We start from the raw sequence: 22,996 nt of genomic DNA on the forward strand, positions 1-22,996 counted from the left end.
CTTCATGGTTTGGCCGGTGCTTGACGCCCAGTGCGTAATAGCAAGGGTATCCCAGTGCCGGAACCTCCGGTCGACCGCCCGAGCCAACGTCAGGTGACGCCGTTGTTCGAATTGCTTTCACAGGACCTGCGCCGTTATTACCGGGCGGAGAGCGCCGAAGGACGCCGTGCCGCAGCGTTTCATGCCTGCTTCACCTACGGATTCATCGCCACCTGCCTGTACCGGTACGGACGCTGGGCAAAGTCGATCAGGCCGGGCTGGCTGTCGCTCCCGTTCAAGCTGGTTTACCGGGTGCTCAAGGTGCCGATGGAACTGGTGTTCGGGATCGACATCTCGGTTAATTCCAACATCGGGCCGGGGCTGTACATTGGCCATTTTGGCGGCATCTTCCTTGTCTGCGACGCGGGGGCCAACCTCAGCGTGGCCCAGGGCGTCACCATCGGCTACAAGGGCGCGGGGAAATCCGACCGTTGGCCGCGGATCGGCGACAACGTCTATATCGGCGCCGGGGCGAAGGTGATTGGCGACATCAGCATCGGCGAAGGAGTCGTGATCGGCGCCAATACAGCGGTGACCAAGGATGTGCCGGCGCACATGCGCGTGGTCGGCGCCGCGGTACGCATGACTTCGTTGCCCGACGCCGGTGAGAAAAGACGCAGAACACAACCTGTCGCGGTGGAATCGCCTCCGTGAGCGCGACCTGGCGGCGGCACCGGTCAAGCGCCGGCGAACGCGGTCGCCATCGCCCATGCACGGCACTCCGCACGGCGACGTGGCTGCTGGCTACCGCAGCCATCGGCTCAGCCCAGGCTGCCACCACCTACTACGTACGAACCGATGGCGGCACGGCCGCCCAGTGCACCGGCAAGGCCGATGCCCGCTACTCCGGCTCCGGTACCAACCAGGCCTGTGCCTGGAAACACCCCTACTACGCGCTGCCGCCCAACGAGACCGCGCGCATCGCCGGTGGCGACACGCTGATCATTGGTTCTGGCAGCTACATGATCGGCTGGGGCGCACCCGGCGCGGCCGACACCAGCGGCCGCTGCTACTCCGCCTGGGCCTACGACTGCTTCATGGCGCCCGTCCCCAGCGGGCCCTCGGCCAATGCCAGGACCCGCATCCTGGGCCAGGACGCCAAGAACCCGCCCAAGCTGTGGGGCAACGAGCGGGTGAGCATGGTCCTCAACCTGCACGGCAGCTCCAACGTGGAGATCGGCAATCTGGAGATCACCGACCAGAGCGATTGCGTGGAAAGCCACAGCAATGCGGGCGCGCGCTGCGAGCGCGATCAGGCGCCCTTCGGCCCGTGGGCCTCCACCGGACTGGCCGCCTCCAATTCGCGCAATGTCTGGCTGCACGACCTCAACATCCACGGCCTGGCCCACACCGGCATCCATGCCGGCGGCCTGACCGACTGGACCGTGGAGCGGGTCAAGATCAACGCCAATGGCTGGGTTGGCTGGGACGGTGACATCGGTCCGGCCAGCTCCAACGCCGGCCAGATCATCCTGCGCGAGGTGGAGATCGCCTGGAACGGCTGCGGCGAGCGCTGGAAGACCGGCGAGCCGTGGGCGTGCTGGGCGCAGGAAGGCGGCGGCTACGGCGACGGTCTGGGAACGGCGAAGACCGGCGGGCAGTGGCTGATCGAGGACTCCTTCATCCACCACAACACCTCCGATGGCCTGGACCTGCTCTACATGGACGGCGCCCCGGGCACCTCGGTTACCGTCCGCCGCGTGTACGCCACCTCCAACGCCGGCAACCAGCTCAAGGTGCAGGGCAACACGCTCATCGAGAACTCCGTCGTCAACGGCTACTGCTCCTACTTCGCCGGCAAGCACTTCATGCTCAACGGCGACCAGTGCCGCGCGCTGGGCAACACCGTGTCGGTGGGACTGCAGCCGGGTCAAAGTGCCACCATCCGCCACAACACCATCGTCGGTGAAGGCGACTGCCTGATCCTGACCGGCGGCGGCACCCCCACCACCAAGCTGGACATCCTCAACAACGTCCTGGTCGGCAAACCGGACTACCTGGCCACCCGCAGCGGCTGGCCCGAGCAGACCTGTGCCTACTACGCCGATGGCGGCCGCCCCACCCTCCACATTGCCGACAACTTCGCCTGGCAGACCAAGGGTTGCCCGTCCGGCAACATCTGCGGTGAAAACCCCGAACTGACGGACAGCACGTTGGCGGATTTCGATCCCCGGCCGCTGCCCGGCAGCCCGGTCATGCACAGGGCCGGCCCTCGAGCGTCGGGCAAGCACCTTCACGAGTACATCCAGATGGGTCGGAATCGTTAAGGTATTGTTTATACTGCGTTTTTGGTCGCCCCGGTCATGACCTTCGTGTGACGAGCGTCACGCGACATCCGACCAAACTGTGACGCAATGGACAATTTGCGTCAGTCAAATGTCAATAATCCCCGGGCGGACAACAAGGATGAGTCCCACTTCATCCATTTGCCCGGAACCCCAGATGTCCTCAAGACTTCCCCCGACCCGTCGCGGGGCGCGAGCATTGCTTAAACCAATGTTTCCGCTCCTGCTTTCCCTGGCCGCCATCGGCTCAGCCCAGGCTGCCACCACCTACTACGTACGAACCGACGGCGGCACGGCCGCCCAGTGCACCGGCAAGGCCGATGCCCGCTACTCCGGCTCCGGTACCAACCAGGCCTGTGCTTGGAAACACCCCTACTACGCGCTGCCGCCCAACGAGACCGCGCGCATCGCCGGTGGCGACACGCTGATCATCGGTTCGGGCAGCTACATGATCGGCTGGGGCGCACCCGGCGCGGCCGACACCAGCGGCCGCTGCTACTCCGCCTGGGCGTACGACTGCTTCATGGCGCCCGTCCCCAGCGGGCCCTCGGCCAATGCCAGGACCCGCATCCTGGGCCAGGACGCCAAGAACCCGCCCAAGCTGTGGGGCAACGAGCGGGTGAGCATGGTCCTCAACCTGCACGGCAGCTCCAACGTGGAGATCGGCAACCTGGAGATCACCGACCAGAGCGATTGCGTGGAAAGCCACAGCAATGCCGGGGCGCGCTGCGAGCGCGATCAGGCGCCCTTCGGCCCGTGGGCCTCCACCGGACTGGCCGCCTCCAATTCGCGCAATGTCTGGCTGCACGACCTCAACATCCACGGCCTGGCCCACACCGGCATCCGTGCCGGCGGCCTGACCGACTGGACCGTGGAGCGGGTCAAGATCAACGCCAATGGCTGGGTTGGCTGGGACGGTGACATCGGTCCGGCCAGCTCCAACGCCGGCCAGATCATCCTGCGCGAGGTGGAGATCGCCTGGAACGGCTGCGGCGAGCGCTGGAAGACCGGCGAGCCGTGGGCGTGCTGGGCGCAGGAAGGCGGCGGCTACGGCGACGGTCTGGGAACGGCCAAGACCGGCGGGCAGTGGCTGATCGAGGACTCCTTCATCCACCACAACACCTCCGATGGCCTGGACCTGCTCTACATGGACGGCGCCCCGGGCACCTCGGTTACCGTCCGCCGCGTGTACGCCACCTCCAACGCCGGCAACCAGCTCAAGGTGCAGGGCAACACGCTCATCGAGAACTCGGTGGTCAACGGCTACTGCTCCTACTTCGCCGGCAAGCACTTCATGCTCAACGGCGACCAGTGCCGTGCGCTGGGTAACACCGTGTCGGTGGGACTGCAGCCGGGTCAAAGTGCCACCATCCGCCACAACACCATCGTCGGTGAAGGCGACTGCCTGATCCTGACCGGCGGCGGCACCCCCACCACCAAGCTGGACATCGTCAACAACGTCCTGGTCGGCAAGCCGGACTACCTGGCCACCCGCAGCGGCTGGCCGGAGCAGACCTGTGCCTACTACGCCGATGGGGGCAACGCGGTACCCAACTTCGCCGGCAACCTGGTCTGGCAGACCAAGAGCCAGTGTCCGCCGGGAAGCATCTGCGACAAGGACCCCAAGCTGACCAACAGCAGCATGGCCAACTTCGATCCCCTGCCGCTGGCCGGCAGCCCGGTCATCGACAAGGCGATTGCGATCAGCGGATTCAACACCGACTTCCTGCTGCAGAAGCGCCCGGTGGGCGCGGGTTCGGACATCGGTGCCATCGAAGTACAGAGCGGCGGAGGTTCCACGCCACCGGTAAACCCACCGGTCACGCCGCCGGTAACCCCGCCAGTCACCCCGCCGGCAAACTGCCAGCGGGCGGCGCCGACGGTCACCCTGGCCGGTCCCAGCAGCGCCATGAAAGCGGGCACCAAAGCGGAATACACGCTCTCGGTACGCAACAACGACACCAGTGTCTGCACCAGCACCAGCTTCAAGTTGGCCAGGACGGTGGCGTCGGGATGGAACGGGACGCTCGCCTCCTCGTTGGCGATCGCACCGGGCAAGACCGCTACGACGACCTTGGCGGTGACCTCGCCGACGGCCGCCAAGGCCGGCAGCTATGGCATCGGCGCGGGCGTCAGCAGCGCGGTGGGTCAGGCGCACACCGCCAGTGCGTCCGCGACCTACACCGTCTCCGCCGCGAGTGTTCCCACGCCGCCGGTCGCCGGCAGCTTCACCCAGACCGTCACCGTGGACAAGACCGTCTACAACCGCGGCGATCGCGTGACGATGACCGCGCGGGTGCTCAAAGGATCGACTCCGGTCAGGGGCGCGCGCGTGATCTTCAACGTAACCCGGCCCAATGGTCGAATCGCCAAGGTGGCCGCCCTCACGTCGGCCAGCGGGTACGCCAACGGGCGGTTGAGCCTGGGCAGAGCCGCCTCCGATGTCGGCAGCTACAGTGTTCGCTCCGACGCCACCAGCCAGCGGGAGACGGTCTCGGCATACGCCAACTTCGCTGCCCAGTAAGGCATCGAAGATCGGATTGAGACAATGATGGGCGCTCCTCCGGGGGCGCCCATTTTTCATGGAGTGGCAGGTCGATCCGCTGAATTCCAGGCGACCGTTTCAAAGGGCCTGACCGCGGAACGGCAATGCCCCGGAGATCCATCGCCGCAAACCGGGGAACATGACCAGCACCGGCGCGCAGTACAGCACCATCAGCACCGACCCGCACACCGCCAGCCTGAGCACGGGCGGCTGTGCACCCATCGCCTGCCCCAGGGCCCACGCCGCCGTCCCGCTGGCGAGTGCCAGCGCTACCGACTGCAACAGCACCCTTCGGCCAGGCATGACGCGCAGATCTGCCGGGCAGGTGACGTAGATGCCGACTGCGAGAACGACCTGTCCGATCATGGTGGCGTAGACCGTTCCCATGACGCCCGAACCGGGTATCAGCAGGAAGTTCATGCCGATCTTGACGGTGACCGCGACCAGATTCGCGATCAGTACCAGCCCGGTGCGCTTTGCGAGGATGGCCCCGTAGCCACCCATGGCAAACAGCGTCGCCCCGAGAAAGGTCACCGAAAGCATCACGAAAACGGGGGCAGAGCCTTGCTTGTCCGATCCAGCCACCAGGATGAAGAAATCCTGCCCGGTCACGATCAGCCCGGTGACCAGGAGCACCACCGCATGCGTCAGCGGAACCAGCATCCGCTGCTTGAACTGTGCAACCGCTTGCGCACCTTCGCTGATGTACAGGCGGTTCAATACCGGCGTATACGCCTGGCCCAGGGCCGAACTGACCAGCATGCTGACGTACATCGCCAGCGATGAACCTATGACGTACAGACCCACCACTTCCATGTCGCCCTGCACCGCCTTCAACACCAGGCGATCGACGAACCCGAACAGGATCTGGGAGATTTCATTGAGGGCCAGCGGAATGCCGTAGATAATCGCCGACCGGGTCAGCTTGAGGTCCGCGTCCTTCAGGCTGAACGCGCTCTGCTGCCATAACCAGCGGCCCATCCATACCGCCATCACGGCCGCGGCAAGCAGCCGGCCCAGATACACCGACGTGGCGCTCGGCCACAGCATCAGGACCAGGGTGACCACGCACAGGGTCTGCAACCAGCGTGCGGCGGTTCCGGTGATGACGTTGACGCCGGATTTCTCCTGCGCGCCCATCAGCCACTGCACGTAGCTGGCGAATACGGTGAGTGGAACGGCGGCAAGCGCGAGCAACGCGGCAACCCCCTGCGGTACCCAGCCAAGCGCGACGGACACGGCCAGTCCGAGCATGAGCACCAGCCACATCGCCAGCGAGGCCAGCAACGGCACCAGCAGAATGCTGGCCAGGTATGTCCGGAACGCGGCCTCCCCTTGGCCGTGCGGATAGAAACGCAGCAGCGCATCGCCCAGGCCGAGCTTCAACGCCGCAGCGAGTACCAGCAGGATCGCATCGAGATATCCGATGACCCCGAACTCGTAATTGCTCAGTGTCCGGGTCAGTATCGGGAAGGAAAGCAGGCCGGCTGCCAACGCCATCACGTTGCCCATCGCGTAGCGACGGTAATGGGTGCCGATGCCTTCCAGGCCTGTCGAGCGCTGTGGTCCCCGCCTCATCGAACTAGCCGCTGGTGTCCAGCGCACCGCGGACGATGGCTCCGATCGATGATTTCAACGGCCGCAACCGCGGATACGCGAGAAATCCCCTGCTCCACTGCACAGCGCCTTCGCGGATCCGCAGCTCGCGGAAGAGCCGGTTCGCAAACTCGATGTGATAGTCGCCCAGCCTGGCGCGGACTTTGTCGGGATGCTGCCGGGCGATGTCGGGATTGCGTGCGATGAAGGCACGCAACGTCGCCAGGTCGGTTCTCGCATCCAGGGAATAATCGATGCGGCTGAGGCTCCCGGGCCGTACCACCCGATAGGTAAGCCGTTCGGCGATGAAGTCGAATTCGTAGCGCTCGCTGATGCGCAGGAAAAACTCGTAATCCTCCCCGACCGCCAGGGCTTCATCAAAATCCCCGCATCGCTCGATGCAGCTCCGCCGGATCATCACGGCGGTCGGCATCAAGAACTGGTCCAGATAAAGGGCAAGGCGTACATCGCCGCGATGCAGGCCCATCGTGCGCGGGTAGCCAATCAGTTCGCTGCCGTCCTCATCCACGAACACCGCGTCGCAGTACACGAGGCCGCACGACGGCCGGCTTTCCAGCAGCCCGGCCTGGCGGCTCAGCTTGGATGGCGCCCAATAGTCGTCATCGTCGAGAAACGCAAAAAACTCACCCCGGGCGATGCGCATTCCATGGTTGCGCGCCGAAGCTGGCCCCGCGTTGGCCTGGTGGCGCAGCACAATTTGCTGCGGGTATTGCGCTGCCAGTTGCTCGAGGACGGCGCGCGACTCGTCGTTGGAGCCGTCGTCGATGATGACGATCTCGGTGTCGGCTGCCGGATGGTCCTGGGCCAATGCCGACTCGACCGCCCGGCCGATCCGCGCCCCCCCGTTGTGGGTCGGAATAATCACGCTGATCACGTTCATCGCCCCTCGATCGTCGATCCTCATCGAACCGCTGCCACGTCCCACAGCGCGCGCATGACGCCGCGCCACGCCCGTGGGTCTATCGGTCGCAGCCAGATGGCGCGCGCGTACGCATTCACCTGTCGTATCGGCCCGCAATCGGCTTCCTCGGCTTCGCTCAGAGCCACCGCCGACAGCGCCGGCCGGCGCAGGCGCCTGCCCTGGGGGAACTCAAGCATCCGGTCCACCAGCAGCCGGCGGGCCTTCAGCATGCGGTCGGAGTGGCGGCTCACCCCGCCGCTGTGCACTCGGTAGTCCGCCGCGTGATAGCTCAGGTGCGTCACGCGGCCCTGCAGCGACAGGCGCAACCACATGTCGCGATCCTCACACCCCAGGCCTGTGTAGCGCACATCGAACCCGCCCAGCTGCAGTGCCAGATCGCGCGGAAACACCGCCGTCGTGCAGGCGACGTGCTCGTAACGCAACAGGATGGCGGTGAACGGGTCGTGCCCCCACTTGGCCCAGCGATCAGGATCGCGGTGGTCCGCCAGGACGGCGCCGTGCTCGTCGATAAAGCGCACATCTGCATGCACCAGTGCCGTGCCAGGCGTGGATTCCAGCGCCGCGACCGCATTTGCCAGGTGGTGGCGCATCCACAGGTCATCCGCGTCCAGTAACGCCAGGTAGCGGCCGCGAGCGTGCGCAATAGCCGCATTGCGGGCGCTGCAAAACCCGCCGTTGGCCTGGCGGAAATAGCGGACGCGACGGGGATGATCCGCGGCGTAGGTCCGGCCGATCGCCGTGCTGCGGTCGGTCGAGCCGTCATCGAGGACGACGATCTCGAAATCATCGAAATCCTGCTCGAGCGCACTGAGCAGCGCGGCCTCGAAGAACCGCTCGCCGTTGTACACGGGCATGATGACGCTGACGAGTGGAGCGGACTCGTTCACGGAGCCGAACTCGCGACCGGTATCGGCGCGGCGTTGATGCGGGGGAATTCGCTTTGCGCCCAGGCCAGCACACGCTGCTGCAGGCGCTGGCGATCGCACTGCAGGAAGAAGGTGTGGTCGCAGTCCGGCCAATGCTCCAGCGTCACCTGCGCAGCCGCCGCGGCGTTTCCAAGGCCGGCGCGCAACTGCCTGCAATGGTTGAAGTAATGCGAACTGCCGCTGGTGAAGACGAACAGGATGCGGACGTCGCGTTCGACCAGGCGCTGCAGTTGCTGCACGGCGGCGGTCCGCGCAGGGTGCTCGCGGTAAAGGTCCACGCCCGGCAGCCAGTGGTGGCGTTGCAGCGTTCGCCATGCATGCGGCGCGCGCAGTTTCCGGACCAGGTGCCGCAGCCAGAATCCGGGGGTCCGGTAGGCCAGGCCATCAAGCAATATCACCCCGGAGATCCGCGGGTCCAGGCCCGCCAGCAGGAACGCGTCATCGGCGCCGGAACAGATCCCGCCCACGATAAAGCGATCAGTGCCTGTTTCGCTGCGCAGCATCTCGATCGCGGCATCGATCTCCACGCGCCTGCGCTCGGTCGAACCCAGCGTTGAGGCCGCACTGTCGCCCAGACCGCCCTGATCAAAGCGCAGCACCGCAAAACCGAGTGCCGCCAGCGCCCGGGCCAACAGGACATAGCCGCGGAAGGGCCCGATCCGGTGCACCAGTCCCGCATTCATGAGCACCACCGCCGTACGCGTGCCAACACCCGCGGGAGGGACATGCAGGATGCCCACCAGGCCCGGGCCGAATTGCCGGACGCTCTCGCCAAGCGCGTTCGATCGCCGGCCGATGGGGTCGCGGCCATTGCGGGACCGATCCGCTGGTTCGCAGGCCGGTTCGAGGATGACGTGGTTCACGGCGCGTCCTCACCCGTCAGCCAGTTCACCAGTTGTGCCGCGCTGCGCCTGGGATACGCCTGGGTCTCAAACCGGTGCGGGTCTTCAAAGCAGGGACGGTCGTCGACCTCGAAGGTCCGGCACTCCACGGCAACTCCCGTGCTGCGAAGGCGCTCGACGAAACCCTCGTGCGCGGGTCCGGGCTTCCACGCTGCCATGGTCACGCGACTGCCCGCGGGCAGTGTCACTTGGCCGGCGTCGAATGTGGCGATGGCCGACAGCAATCCCGGATCCACCGCAAAGCCCAGCAGTTCATCGGTATGCGCAACACCATGCCCCATCGGGTAGCGCCCCGCTTCGACCAACTGCTTGCGGTGCTGCTCCGACCACTCGCCCACCAATTGCTCGCCCGACAGGGTCGGATCCCACAGGACCAGGTCCACCGGCTCGGACTGCTCCGATGCATGCACCAGCACAGGAATCGCCGCGCTTCGAAGCGCCAGCCAGCGGCAGCCGGCCCTGCCGGCCAGCGGGCGGAGCATCGCAAGGGCTTCGCCCAGATCGAGCAGCAGGCCGGCGAGGGTCAGTTCTCCGGTGTCTCCTCCCGAATCGCCCGTGCCGTACCAGTCAAATCGCATGACGTGTGCGCCCGCGCCAGCCAGACCCTCAGCGATGGCGCGAAGGACCCGATGGCTGCGGATGCCATCCTGCAGCAGCGGCGGACACATCAGCAGCGGCGACCTGATGGGTCTTGCCGGCCGGTGCAGGACCCCAAACAGGGGCCGCCGCGTTTCCCCAAAGTAGAAGGCGTCCATCATCACGCCGGATCCCTCGCCCGCGCGAAAAGTCGCGTCAGTCCACGCGTGAATCGTTTGCGCATGCCCGGAGGGGACAGCCTGGCGGCGAGCTCGGGCGTGTCCGCTGCAATTTCGCCCAGCGTCTGCGTTGCCAGCCGCATGAGCTTGAGGCGGACGCCGGTCTCGCGTGAAACACGGTTGGCCATCTGCACCGCAAGCATCGAGTGCCCGCCGAGGTCGAAGAAGTTGTCGCTGGGCCCCACGCGCGTTTCCAGCAATTCGCTCCACAGCGCTTGCAGGTACGCATACGCGGGGTCCGACCCCGCCGCCGGTGGTGCCTCTGCACCGCCCGACGTGGCAGGCGCAGGCAGTGAGTGGCGGTCGATCTTGCCGTTCGGCAGCAGGGGGAGCGCCGCCAGTTCAACCACATGCTGGGGAACCATGTAATCGGGCAGGAATCGGCGCAGATGGCTGAGCAGGTCCCGCGGCACGATGGCTGCGCCGGCAGCGGGAACCACGTAGGCCACCAGCCGGACGTCCCCGGGCCGGTCTTCACGCGCAATCACGGTCGCACGCGCGACCGACGGATGGGTCAGCAGGTTGTTGCCGATTTCCTCCAGCTCGATGCGGTGGCCGCGAAGCTTGATCTGGAAATCCAGGCGACCCAAGTGCTCGAGCTGCCCGTCCGTGCGCCAGCGGCCGCGATCTCCGGTGCGGTAGAGCTTGGCGGGAACCGCGTCCCCCAGGCCGGCACTGCGGTGACCGGCGGGCTCGGGATCATCCACGAAGCGCTCGGCCGTCAGCTCCGGCCGGTTGAGGTAACCCGACGCGACACCGGCCCCACCGATGCAGATTTCCCCGGCCACGCCCAACGCGCAGCGGCGCATCCGGGCATCCAGGATCTGCACCGTCGTGTTGGCGATCGGCGTGCCGATGGGAATGCCGCGGTCCAGTGCGCCCACCCGCCAGCAGGTCGACCACACCGTGGTTTCGGTCGGCCCGTACAGGTTCCAGACGTCATCGGAAAATTCAACCAGCCGCGACGCCAGGTCCGGCGGCATCGGCTCGCCGCCGCACAGTATCCGGAACCCGGACGGCGGCCTCCAGCCGGCGCCAAGCAGCATCCGCCACGTGGACGGCGTTGCCTGCATCAGCGTCGCGTTCTCCTCCTCCAGCTGACGGCGCAGGGCGAATCCGTCGGTGGCGGTCTCACGGCTGGCGAGCAGCACCCTCGCCCCGCTGACCAGCGGCAGGAAGATCTCCAGTACGGCGATATCGAAGGAGGTGGTGGTGACTGCGAGCAGCCGGTCCTGCGGCCCGAGGCCGGGCCGCTCCTGCATGCTGAGCAGGAAGTTGAGCACCGCGCGATGCGACACCTTGACGCCCTTGGGCCTGCCGGTGGAGCCCGAGGTGTAGATGACGTACGCAAGCGACTCCCCGTTGACGGTCCCGGTTGATCCGTTTACCGGGGCAGGGACGCCGTGGAGCGCCTCGTCCTGCGTATCCACCAGCAACTGGTTCTCGCGCGGCCATCCGAGCGCGTCGACCAAGCTTTGCTGGCTGATCACCAGCGCCAGGCCGGCATCCTCGGCCATGAAACGAAGGCGGTCCGCGGGATAAGCCGGATCGAGTGGCACGTAAGCCGCACCCGCCTTGAGCACCGCGATCATGCTGGCAACCAGATCCACCGACCGCTCCAGGCATATCCCGACCAGTGAGCCGTGGACCACGCCACGGACGACGAGCCGCGCCGCAAGGGCCGAGCTTCGGTCGTTCAGCGCCGCGTAGGTCGTATCCAGGCCGGCAAAACGGATCGCCGTGCGCGAGGGCGTCGCCGCGGCCTGCGCGTCCAGCCATGCGTGCAGGGTGCCGAACGCAGGACCCTCGGTGGCGGTGGCATTGCAGTCGGCCAACTGCCGCAATTCGCCACTGTCGAGAATGCCGATATCGCCCACCGGCGCGGAAGCGTCGCGGCACACCGAGTGCAGCAGCGCCTGATAGCGGCGATTGATCAAAACGGCCGATCCTGCCTCCAGGATGTCGGCGTTGTAGGTCAGGCCACCCGACAGGCCCTCGCCATGCTCCAGGAACCACATGCCGATGTCGTTGGCGGCCGCTTTCTGGAACAGCAGCACGTGCTCGTGTCGCAGTCCGCCCCAGCGTGTCGGGCGCTGGCGCGCGTCCTGGAACGAGAACAGGGCCTGGTAGATCGGTGATCGGCTGGGGTCGCGGGCGACGTCCAGCTCACGCACGAGGTGCTCAAACGGCACCTCGGGGTAGGCGAAAGCATCCAGCACTGCCTGCCTCACCTGGCGCACCACGGCGATGAAGCTGTGCTCGGGGTCGATCCGCAGCCGCAAGGGCAACACGTTCACGAACAGCCCCATCACGGGCTCAAGCGACTGGCTGCTGCGGTTGCGCACTGGCAGGCCAACCACCAGATCGCGCTGCCCGGTGAGCCGGTGCAACAGTACGTAGTACGCGGCCAGCAGGGTCATGAACAAGGTGGCGTCCGCGCGCGCACCGACATGGCGCACCGCGTCGGTCAGCGCTGGCGCCACATGGTTCCACTCGGTACCGCCCAGACCTGACGCCTCTGCCGGCCGTGGGTGGTCGAGCGGCAGCTCCAGAGGTTCCAGTTCACCGTCCAGGTGCTGCTTCCAGTACGCCAACTGCGCCGCCAGCTCGGCTCCGTCCAGCCAGTCCAGATGCCATTGGCTGAAGTCCCCATAGCTGACCGAAAGCTCGGGCAAGGGCGACGCGCGCCCCTGGCTGAAGGCCTCGTAGAGGGCAGCCATCTCGGCGTACATGAGGTCGAAGGACCAGCCGTCCCAGATGATGTGGTGGGTCATGAAGTACAGCACGTGATCCTGCGGACCCAGCCGGAACAGGCGCGCGCGGAACAGCAACCCGCCTTGGAACTCGAACGGCGCGGCGGTCATCGCCTCCATCCGGTGCATCAGCTCGGCGAACTGTGCATCGTCGGCCAGGGCGGTCAGGTCCTCCACGGGCAGCGCCGCATCGACATGGTCCAGCACGTGCTGCACCACTGTGTCCCCATCGGCGACGATGACCGTGCGCAAGGCCGCCTGGCGCCGCACCATCTCGGCGAAGGCGCGCTGGAACGCCGGCTCGTCGAAATCCCCATGCAGCCTGTGGGCGGACGGCGCGTTGTACACCACGCGGCCCGGCTCCATCTGTTCCATCACCCACAGCCGCTGCTGCATCACCGACAGCGGCGCAAAGGTCTGGTCCGCGCGAGGCTGGATCGGGCGTTGCGGCTTCTGGCCTTCGTTCTGGAGGGTGGCGATCAGTGCGGCCAGTCGCGCCGCGGTCGGTGCGTCGAACACCGAGCGCAGGCTCACCCGCACCCCCAGCTCTGCGGTGAGCCGGGTCGTCAGCTGGGCGGCGAGCAGCGAATGACCGCCCACCGCGAAGAAGTCATCGTGGATCCCGAGATCCGGCAGGCCCAGCACCTGGGCCATCGCCGCCACGACGCCGCTTTCCAGTTCGCTGCGCGGCTCGTTGTCCGGCAGCGAGGCGGTATCGTTTGCCGGCGCGGGCAATGCCTGCCGGTCCACCTTGCCATTGGACGTAAGCGGGATCGCCTCCACCACCACAAAATGCTGCGGCACCATGTACCCGGGCAGCGTCGTTGCCAGATGCGCGGCCAGGGCGGCCGGCTCAATGCGACTGCCCGGCGCCGCCACGACGTAGGCGACCAGGCGCACATCACCGGGGCGATCCTCCCGGGCCACCACCGTCGATTGGGCCACCGAGGGGTGGCGCCCCAGGGCGACCTCGATCTCGGCCGGCTCGATCCGGTAGCCACGGATCTTGACCTGGCCATCGTTCCGGCCAAGAAAGTCGATCGAGCCGTCCGGCAACCAGCGTGCGAGGTCACCCGTGCGGTACATCCGCGCACCGGGTCGGTCGTCAAACGGGTCATCCACGAAGCGCTCGGCGGTCAGCTGCGGACGGTTGAGATAACCGCGCGCCCCCCCGGCCCCGCCGATATGCAGCTCACCGGTCACGCCCGGCGGCACGGGCTGACCGCAGCCGTCCAGGATGTACATCCGCGCGTTCGCAATCGGTCGACCGATCGGGACGCTTGACCCATTCTCCAGCTCGCCGCTTGTCTCGTGCACGCAGCAGCCGACGACAGTCTCCGTCGGTCCATACTCGTTGACGATGCGCACGCCGGGCTGGATCTCGCGCCACAGCTGCACGGTGGATACCGGTAGCGCTTCGCCGCCCACGACAAACACACCCACGTGGCTCCGGGCGCCGCTGGCCTGCAGCCGCCGCCCCAGGATTTCCAGATGCGCCGGCGTGATCTTGACCAGCCCGCAACCGCGCGGGTCCTGCACGGCGTCGACCAGCCCGTCCACCTCCTGACCTTCGGCAAGCAGACGCACCGTTCCCCCGCACAGCAGCGGCGTGATCAGGCTGGTAACCGTGGCGTCAAACGCGATCGACGAGGACACCACCGCCCCATGGGCAGGCGCGTAGGCACGCATGGCCCAGTGCAGGTAATTCGACACTGCCGCGTGCTCGAGCATCACGCCTTTGGGCGTGCCGGTGGAGCCGGAGGTATAGATCACGTACGCCAGGTTGCCGGGCTCGAGACCGCTGTCCCGCTGCGACACGTTGGTCGCCGAGTCCCCGTCCCAGGCGCGCACCGCGGCGGTGAGGTTCAGCAGCGGCAGGGAAGTGCCGGCAGCGGCGAGCACGGGGCGGAGCGATGCCTGCGTCAGCACGGCCCGGCACTGGCTGTCCTTGAGCATGAACTTCAGCCGCGCCGGCGGATAACCCGGGTCCAGCGGGACGTACGCACCCCCGGCCTTGAGCACTGCCAGCAAGCCAATCACCAGCTCGGGACCACGCTCCAGGCACAGCGCCACCCGCTGGTCCGGGCCAATACCGAGGTCCCGCAGGTGGTGCGCCAGTTGATTGGCCTGTGCATTCAACGTCCGGTAGTCGAGTTGCCGCGATCCGAACGACACCGCGACGGCATCCGGTGTCCGGTCCACTTGCTGCTCGAAAAGCCGATGCACCAACAGGTCGCCCGCCCAGTCGGTACGGGTGTCGTTCCATCGCTGCAGCACCTGCTGCCGTTGCGCCTGGTCAAGCAGCGGCAAGCGGCCCAGCGCCTGCTCGCCGTCCCCGACCATCGCCTGCAACAGCGTGCGCAGGTAGCCCATCCAATGGTGGATCGTCGAAGCATTGAACAGGTCTCGGTTGAACTGGCATTCCAGCCGCAACTCGCCGCGCACCTGCACCGCATTGACGAACAGCTCGAAATTCTCGAACGTCCGCGCATTCGTGGAGAAGTCCAGGCTCAGCCCCGGCAGGGTGTCACCCTCGAGCCCGAGCGCCTGGTCGATGTTGAACATCACGCTGATCAGTGGCGGCCGGGATTGATCACGGTCGATCCGCAGCTTTCGCAGCAGGGTTCCGAACGTGTAGCGCTGGTGCTCGAGCGCATCCAGCAGCAGGCACTGGGTGTCGTCGATCGCAGCGGACGCGGGCTGCGCCATGTCGAACGCGAACAGGAGCGGCAGCGCGTTCACGCAATGGCCGACGAGGTTGTCGTGGCCGTCCACCGATTGTCCGGCGGCGGGGATCCCCACCACCACCTGCGATTGCCCGCTCAGGCGCGACAGCAGTCCGGCAAAGGCGGTCAGCAACGTCGCAAACAGGCTCGCCCCGCGGCGGGCGCCCAGCGCGCGGATGGCCTCGACCAGCGGCGCATCAAGCACATGGTCTTCCCGCGCGGCGGCGTAGCTGCGGCGGGAGGGGCGCGGCCGATCCAGCGGCAGCTCCAGCACGGGCGCTCCATCGGCGAATCGCGACAGCCAGTACGCTTCGTCCGCCGCAACCGTCGCAGGGTCCGGATCGCCGGCAAGCGCGATGGCGTAATCGGCGAAGCTCTCCGGCGGCGGCAGGGGCTGCGCGGGAGCGCCGCTGTATCCGGCGTAAAGGCTGCCCAGCTCACGCACCAGCACCCACCATGACCAGCCATCGCAAACGATGTGATGGGCGGTGAGCAGCAGCAGATGCTCCGCGTCGGCCACTCGCAGCAACTCGGCCCGGAACAGGCAGTCGCTGCACAGGTCGAACGGGGTCTCCACCGCCAGCCGCTGGCGCTCCGCGACCGTCGCCGCGCGCTCCGCGCCGTCCATGCCTGCCAGGTCGTACCAGTCCAGCGCCAGGTCGACGTGACCCGGCATGCGCAGGGTTTCGCCGTCCGCCGAGACGTTGGCACGCAACGCGTCATGCCGCGCCATCAGCTCACTCAGAGCGAGCTGCAACGCGTCGCGCTCGAGCGCGCCCTGCAGCCGCAATGTCATCGACTCGTTGAACGCCAATGACGCGTCCGTACCCAGTTGGCTGGCCAGCCAGATCTCGCGCTGGGGCTCGGTGGTGGGCGCCACGCGCACCTTCCCCGCATCCGCCGGCCGCGGCAGAAACCCAGCCTCCTGCAATTCGGTGATGCCAGCCTTGAACGCCTCCACGATGCGCTGACAGTCGGCATCGTTGTGAGCGGTGGTGAGGAAGCAGGGAAAGTTGTCGAGGATGTGGATACTGCGGCTGCGCATCGTCGCAAACAGCAGGTCCTGCAGCGGGTGGTCCTCCAGGAACACCGTCTTCCAGACCGAGGCGAAGTGCCTGACCGCTACCTGCGCCCCGACCTGCCGGCAGAAGGCGTTGAGCTCGCCGACCATCCTCGCGGTGCGGGCATTGAGTGCCTCCTGCAGGCCGTGACCGTGCTCGCGCACGTGGGTCAGTACGGCCTTGGCGGCGGCCAAGGCCAGCGGGTGACGGACAAACGTGCCCGCGAAGTAGGTCACGCCGACCAGCGGCACCGAATCGTCGCCATAGTCCCACTGGCCGCCGTCGAGCGCGTCCATGTACTCGCGCTTGCCGCAGATCATGCCGATCGGGTACCCGCCACCGACCACCTTGCCGTAGGTGGCCAGGTCGGCATGGATGCCCAACAGTCCCTGGACGCCGGCCGGATGGACACGGAAGCCGGTGACCACCTCGTCGAAGACCAGCAGCGCGCCGGCCTCGCTGGTCAGCGCGCGCAATTCGCGCAGGAACCCGAACGGCTGGAAATCCGGGCGACGGCTCTGCACCGGTTCCACCAGCACGGCCGCAATGGTGTGTGCGTGCGTGCGCAGGATCTCAAGCGTCTGCGCAGTTCCGTACTCCAGCACCATCACGTGCTCGGCAGTGTTGCGCAGGATGCCCGGGGCGGCCGGCACCGCACCCAGGGTGCGGTGGGCGCGCACGATCATCTCGTCGATGATCCCGTGGTACGCGCCGGTGAACAGCACCACGGTTTCCCGTCCGGTCACCGTGCGGGCAATGCGCAGGGCGCCCAGGACGGCCTCCGATCCGGTGTTGCACAGGGCGGCGCGGTCATGTCCGGTCACCTCGCAGGCGAGCTGCGCCACCTCGCCGGCGAGCGGGTGTTGGGGTCCGATCTCGTAGCCCAGGTCCAGCTGCCCGCGCACCGCGTCCAGCACGAAGTCCGGCTGCCAGCCGAACAGGCTCATGCCGAAGCCGTTGAGCGCGTCGACGTAGTCGTTTCCGTCCAGATCCTGGAGGTGCGATCCGCGCGAGCGCTCCATCACGATCGGGTAGATGATCTCCTTCAGCAGCGGGCGGAAGCCGTTGACCACCCGCGGGTCGGCCATGTGCGGGCGGTGGCGGCGCGCGTACTCTTTGGAGTTTCGGGTGCGCGCCACGTAGCGCTGGATAAAGCGCTCCAGATGCCGCTGCTGGTCAGCGTCGGGGACGAAACCGGCGCCGGTATCGATCCTTGCAATCGCACCAAACGCCTTTTTTACGTCATATCTGACGTGCGCCGGTGGCTCGGGGGTGATGAGCGCCCCGCTTTGCTGGTCGACGACGATCGCGCCGACCGGCGCGGGTGCGGGAACCGCCAAGGTCGTCGCAGGTACGAGGGGCGCCTCTGCCGGCCGGCTCGCGGCCAGCGGGCTCGCGACGGGCAGGTTCGCCTCGAGCCATGCCAGCAGACGCTCCGGGCTCGCGCAGTCGCTCATCAGCTGGCGGAAGGTGATCTTCACTGCGAACGTTTTCTGCAGCTGCAAGGCCACCTGCGTCAGCATCAGGCTGTCCAGCCCGAGCTCGATGAAGTTCATCGACGCATCGCTGTCGGCCAGGTCGAAACCCGCCACCTCTTCCACCACCTGGTTGAGCCGTCCGGCGAGGTCGCGCGCGTGCGCGTCGACCTGCGGTGCTTGCGCGCTCGACGCCGCCGGTGCCGCGGCGGTCTCTGTTGCACAGTGCGACTCCGCTGCATCACGCAATGTGGAGCACAGCGGCTCCGGAGCGAGCCGCTCCAGCCCCTTCGACGCGACGGGTGCGCTGACAGCCGCATCCACCCAGTGGCGCGTGCGCTGGAACGGGTAGGTCGGCAGGCGCACCCGCTGGCGGCGTTGCCGCCGGTCCAGGCGCGCCGGGTCCAGCGCGGCCCCCTTGACCCACAGCTCGCCCGCAGCGACACGCACGCTTGCGGTCTCCGCCGCGGGCGTATCCCCAAGCGAGGCGATGCACGCGATCCCCTGCGTTTTTACGGCCGGGTGCTGGCGCGACAGACGGCTCAGCCCCGCGCGTGGGCCGACTTCCAGCAGCACCCGGTCCGACTGATCCGCGAGCAGGCACTCCAGCGCGGCGGCAAAACGCACGGGCTCGCGCAGATGACGCGCCCAATAAGCGGTCGAGCCTGCCGCTTTGGCATCCAACCACTGGCCGGTCGCGGTGGAGACGAGCGGGATCATTGGCGGCGCCAATTCCACGCCGTCCATCGCGGCGCGAAAGGCTTCCACCACCGGATCCATCATCGCGGAATGGAACGCGTGGGAGGTCTCCAGCAAGCGGCACGCGATCGCCTCGCCTTCCAGTTCGGCCTGAAAGGCGGCAATCGCATCGACAGGACCGGACACGACACACGCAGCAGGCGCGTTTTCGGCTGCCAGCGACAGCCCGCCGGGCAGACGTGGCAGCAGTTGCCCAAGCGACAGGCGCACCGAAAGCATCGCGCCGGCAGGTTGCGCCTGCATCAGCCGACCCCGTTGCGCGACGAGTCGCAAACCGTCCGTCAGGCTGAACACCCCTGCCAGCGTGGCGGCCACGAACTCGCCAACGCTGTGGCCGACCATTGCGACCGGCGCGAGCCCCAGGCTTGTCCACCACTTCGCCAGGGCGTACTCGATCACGAACGTTGCCGGCTGCATCACGCCCGTCGGCCGTAGCGCCTGCGGGTCGTCGCTGAACATCCGCTCGCGCAAATCCAGGCCCGACAGGTCGCCGGGACGATCATCCAGGACCGCGAGGCACGCATCGAAGGCAATGCGGAAGACAGGCTCGGTCTCGTACAGAGCGCGCCCCATGCCCGGGTAGGTCGCGCCCTGGCCGGGGAACACGAACACGCAGCCGGGCTCGCGCGCCGGTTCGCTGCGCGCGATGGCGCGGGCAGTGCCTGCTGCACGCAATGCGCTTACCGCTGCGCCGTGGTCGTCGGCAACCACCGTGGCACGGTGGGCAAAGGCCTTGCGCCCGACTGCCAGCGTCCACGCCACATCGGCCAGGTTGTCCGCAGGCTGCGTGCGCAGATGGTCCGCCAGCAGCCTCGCAGCGCTTACCAGGGCAGCCGGCGTGCGCGCCGACAGCACCAGCAACTGCGGGCCACTGGCCGGTTCGGATGGCAACGTGGCGGGCGCCTCCTCCAGCACGACATGGGCATTCGTGCCGCCCACCCCGAAGGAACTGACGCCGGCCCGACGCGGCACCGGACCGGCCGGCCAATCGCTGCGCGCCGCGTTCACCACGAATGGCGAGCCGGCAAAATCAATCGTCGGGTTCGGACGGCTGAAGTGGATGCTGGCCGGAATGCACTGCCCCTCCAGGGCCAGCGCTGTCTTGATCACGCCCGCCGCGCCGGCCGCGGTAACCATGTGGCCGACGTTGCTCTTCAATGATCCGATGCGGCAGAACCCGACCTCGTCGGTGCTCGCGCGAAACGCCGAGGTCAGGCCCTGCACCTCGATGGGATCGCCCAGCGGAGTCGCGGTGCCGTGCGCCTCGACGTAGCCGATCGACCTCGCATCGACCCCCGCATCGGCGAGTGCCATGGACACCACCGCCGCCTGCCCGCGCATGCTGGGAGCGGTAAAGCTGGCCTTGTCGCCGCCGTCGTTGTTGACTGCGCGGCCGCGGATCACCGCATGCACGTGGTCACCATCGGCGATGGCATCGGCCAAGCGCTTCAGCACCACCACCGCGGCGCCGTCGCTGAAAACCGTTCCCTGTGCCTGCGCGTCGAAGGTGCGGGTATGGCCGTCCGGCGACAGCATCGCGCCTTCCTGATAGGCGTATCCGCTGCGGGGCGGACAGGTGATCGCCACGCCTCCCGCCAGCGCCATGTCGCACTGACCGCCGCGCAGGCTGTCGATGGCCTGGCAGATCGCCACCAGCGAGGTCGAACAGGCGGTGTGCACGCTGACCGCCGGGCCGGTGAGGTTGAGTTTGTGCGCGACCCGGCTGGCGATGTAGTCCTTCTCGTTGTTCAGCATGACCTGGAATGCGCCGACCTTCCCGACCCGGTCCGGGTGCGCGGCGACGTGGCGCTGGAAATAGGTCGCGTTGTACATGCCGGCGAACACGCCAACCGGCGACAGGGTCGCGTCCGGCACGTGGCCGGCACGCTCCAGGCACTCCCAGCACAGTTCCAGGAAAACCCGCTGCTGCGGATCCATCAGCTCGGCCTCGCGCGGGCCGATCCCGAAGAAGCCGGCGTCGAACTGCTCCACGCCGTCGATCACGCCGCGCGCCGGCACGTACAACGGGTCGGCGCGATCGGTCTCCGGCACCGCGGGATCCAGTCCCTCCAGGCCGAATCGGGTGATGGAGTCGCGCCCGTCCAGCAGGTTCTGCCAGAACGCTTCGACATCCGCCGCACCGGGAAAACGCCCGGCCATGCCGATGATGGCGACGGGCTCGGCACAGTCGCGACCCAGCGTCGCCGCCGGTCGGTGCGCAAACGGGGTGCGAGTCACTTCCGAAGCGGCGGTCTCGTTATTTGCTCCGGAAACCGCACCCGCCTCGATCGCGCGCGCGAGTGCGGCGGCCGTGGGGCTGCTAAACAGGCTAGTGGCGGGGATCGCCTGACCGTTCGCGTCGGGCCCGATCGCCTCCAGCAGCCGCAATCCCGACAGTGAATCACCACCGAGCTCGAAAAAGTTGTCGTGGCGCCCGACCCGATCGAGGTCCAGCAGCTCCGCCATCGCGTCGCACACCCGCGCCTCAAGCTCGCCCATCGGCGGCTGATAGGCGCATGCCAGCTCGGGCCGGCTGCGGTCCGGCGTCGGCAGCGCGCGCCTGTCCAGCTTGCCATTCGCGGTCACCGGCAGCGCGTCCACACGGACGTAGCGCGCGGGCAGCATGTACTCCGGCAGTTTGGCCGCAAGCGCCGCACGCAGGTCCGGTTCGCGGTACCGATCACCTTCGGCGACGCAGTACGCCACCAGGCGCTGGCGTCCGGCCTTGTCGGCCAACGGGGCGACACAGCTGGCACGGATCGACGGGAGCGCCGACAGCACCGCCTCGATCTCCGCCGGCTCGATCCGGTAACCGCGGATCTTGAGCTGATCGTCCATGCGACCCATGAACTCCAGCGCCCCGTCTGCCCGCAAGCGGACCAGGTCGCCGGTGCGATAGAGGCGCCCGCCGCCGCCAGAAAACCTGTCCGGCACGAAACGCTCTGCCGTCAACCCCGGCTGGCCGAGATAGCCGCGAGCCACACCTTGTCCGCCGACATGGAGTTCGCCGGTGACACCGTCAGCCACCGGCTCACCGCTGGAGTCGAGCACCAGCACGCGCGTGGTGCCGATCGGCCGGCCGATCGGCACGCGCGCCGCGCTGGCGGGAAAGTCGTGCGGGATCGGCCAGGTGCAGGTGAACGTGGTGCACTCGGTGGGACCGTAACCGTTGTGCAGGCGCGTGCGTGGAGCGCCGGCCAGCATGCGCCGCACGTGCGGCACCGACAGCGCCTCGCCGCCGGTAAACAACTCGCGCAGGCCGGCCAGGTATGCGGGATCCTCATCGACCACCGCATTGAACAGTGCAGCCGTCAACCACGCGGTGGTGACCCCGTGCGTGGCAATGCACCGCGCCAGGCCTGCGCCGGTAGGAGTGGCCTCGTCATGCACCACGACGCGGCCCCCGTTGAGCAGCGGCCCCCAGAGTTCCAGGGTCGACGCGTCGAAGCCCAGGGGCGCGGCGTGGAGCATGCGCGTGTCCGGACCCAGCTCGATGTAGTCCACGTCGCACACCAGGTGGATGATCGAGCGGTGGCGGATCTCCACGCCTTTGGGCTGCCCGGTCGACCCGGAGGTGTACATCACGTAGGCCAGCGAATCGCCGTCGATGGCCGGCGCGGCGGCGATTTCCCGGTCGCCAGTTGCAGGCTCGCCCGGCCCGCACGGGACAGCCGCTATCGGCTGCACCGTTGCAGGCCATCCGCTGTCCCCGCCCTCCCCCACCAGCACCACGGATGCGCCCGCGTCGCGGAGCATGAATGCCCGGCGCTCGGGCGGCTGACCGGGATCCAGCGGCAAATAGGCCGCACCGCATTTCAGCACCGCCAGCAGCGCCACCACCGATGCCGCTGAGCGTGGCGTTGCGACGGCCACCACGTCCCCCGGCGAGACTCCTTCCCCGCGCATTCGCTGAGCCAGGGCGTGCGCGCGCCGATCAAGCTGCGCGTAGGTCAGTACAACAGCGCCGTCGACCACCGCGATGGCACCCGGGTCGCGCGCGCATACGGCATCGAACACCGAGGCCACGGTGCGTGCGGACGCGCCGGCTGTTGCGATCGCAATGGCTGGATCCGGATTCATTGCGACACTGTTTGCTGACACTCGGCGCCCCTTGCAGCCCGTCAGGTCTCCGCCACGGAACCTGCTACTCAAATGAAACGCACAGCGAGAC

General features: G+C 67.5%; 9 protein-coding genes. 3 read left to right on the top strand and 6 right to left on the bottom strand.

The annotated features are described in order from the left end of the window. The first annotated feature begins 102 nt into the window (after positions 1-102). From INQ41_RS08870 to INQ41_RS08880, 3 genes are all read left to right on the top strand, one after another. Positions 103-693, top strand: a complete 591-nt coding sequence (locus tag INQ41_RS08870; protein WP_228076559.1) for a serine O-acetyltransferase — start codon at positions 103-105, stop codon at positions 691-693. Continuing rightward, positions 690-2,306 carry a hypothetical protein gene (locus INQ41_RS08875; RefSeq protein ID WP_193983759.1) on the top strand — a complete coding sequence of 539 codons (1,617 nt, stop codon included), beginning with the start codon at positions 690-692 and terminating at the stop codon, positions 2,304-2,306. The genes INQ41_RS08870 and INQ41_RS08875 overlap by 4 nt, the downstream gene beginning before the upstream one ends. 229 nt (positions 2,307-2,535) lie before the next feature. Further along, positions 2,536-4,848 carry a choice-of-anchor Q domain-containing protein gene (locus tag INQ41_RS08880; RefSeq protein WP_193983761.1) on the top strand — a complete coding sequence of 771 codons (2,313 nt, stop codon included), beginning with the start codon at positions 2,536-2,538 and terminating at the stop codon, positions 4,846-4,848. Positions 4,849-4,947: 99 nt separating this feature from the next. Here the strand turns inward: INQ41_RS08880 and INQ41_RS08885 are convergent, their stop codons facing one another. The 6 genes from INQ41_RS08885 to INQ41_RS08910 form a co-directional block, all read right to left on the bottom strand. Further along, a complete protein-coding gene (locus INQ41_RS08885) occupies positions 4,948-6,447 on the bottom strand; it encodes a lipopolysaccharide biosynthesis protein (RefSeq protein WP_193983762.1) in 1,500 nt (499 codons plus the stop codon). Positions 6,448-6,451: 4 nt separating this feature from the next. Further along, positions 6,452-7,366, bottom strand: coding sequence for a glycosyltransferase family 2 protein (locus INQ41_RS08890; RefSeq protein ID WP_193983764.1), 915 nt, complete (start codon positions 7,364-7,366; stop codon positions 6,452-6,454). A gap of 20 nt (positions 7,367-7,386) precedes the next feature. Further along, entirely contained in the window at positions 7,387-8,295 is a 909-nt protein-coding gene (locus tag INQ41_RS08895; protein ID WP_193983766.1) for a glycosyltransferase family 2 protein, read from the bottom strand. Further along, on the bottom strand, positions 8,292-9,017 hold the full coding sequence (locus INQ41_RS08900) for an alpha/beta hydrolase family protein (protein WP_193983768.1): 726 nt from the start codon (positions 9,015-9,017) through the stop codon (positions 8,292-8,294). The genes INQ41_RS08895 and INQ41_RS08900 overlap by 4 nt, the downstream gene beginning before the upstream one ends. 176 nt (positions 9,018-9,193) lie before the next feature. After that, positions 9,194-9,814 (bottom strand): hypothetical protein, encoded by a 621-nt coding sequence (locus tag INQ41_RS08905; RefSeq protein ID WP_193983770.1) that lies wholly within the window; start codon positions 9,812-9,814, stop codon positions 9,194-9,196. Between the two features lie 179 nt (positions 9,815-9,993). Continuing rightward, positions 9,994-22,905 (bottom strand): non-ribosomal peptide synthetase/type I polyketide synthase, encoded by a 12,912-nt coding sequence (locus tag INQ41_RS08910; protein WP_193983772.1) that lies wholly within the window; start codon positions 22,903-22,905, stop codon positions 9,994-9,996. Positions 22,906-22,996 lie beyond the last annotated feature (91 nt).

This window comes from Lysobacter ciconiae, assembly GCF_015209725.1.
Lineage (GTDB): Bacteria > Pseudomonadota > Gammaproteobacteria > Xanthomonadales > Xanthomonadaceae > Novilysobacter > Novilysobacter ciconiae.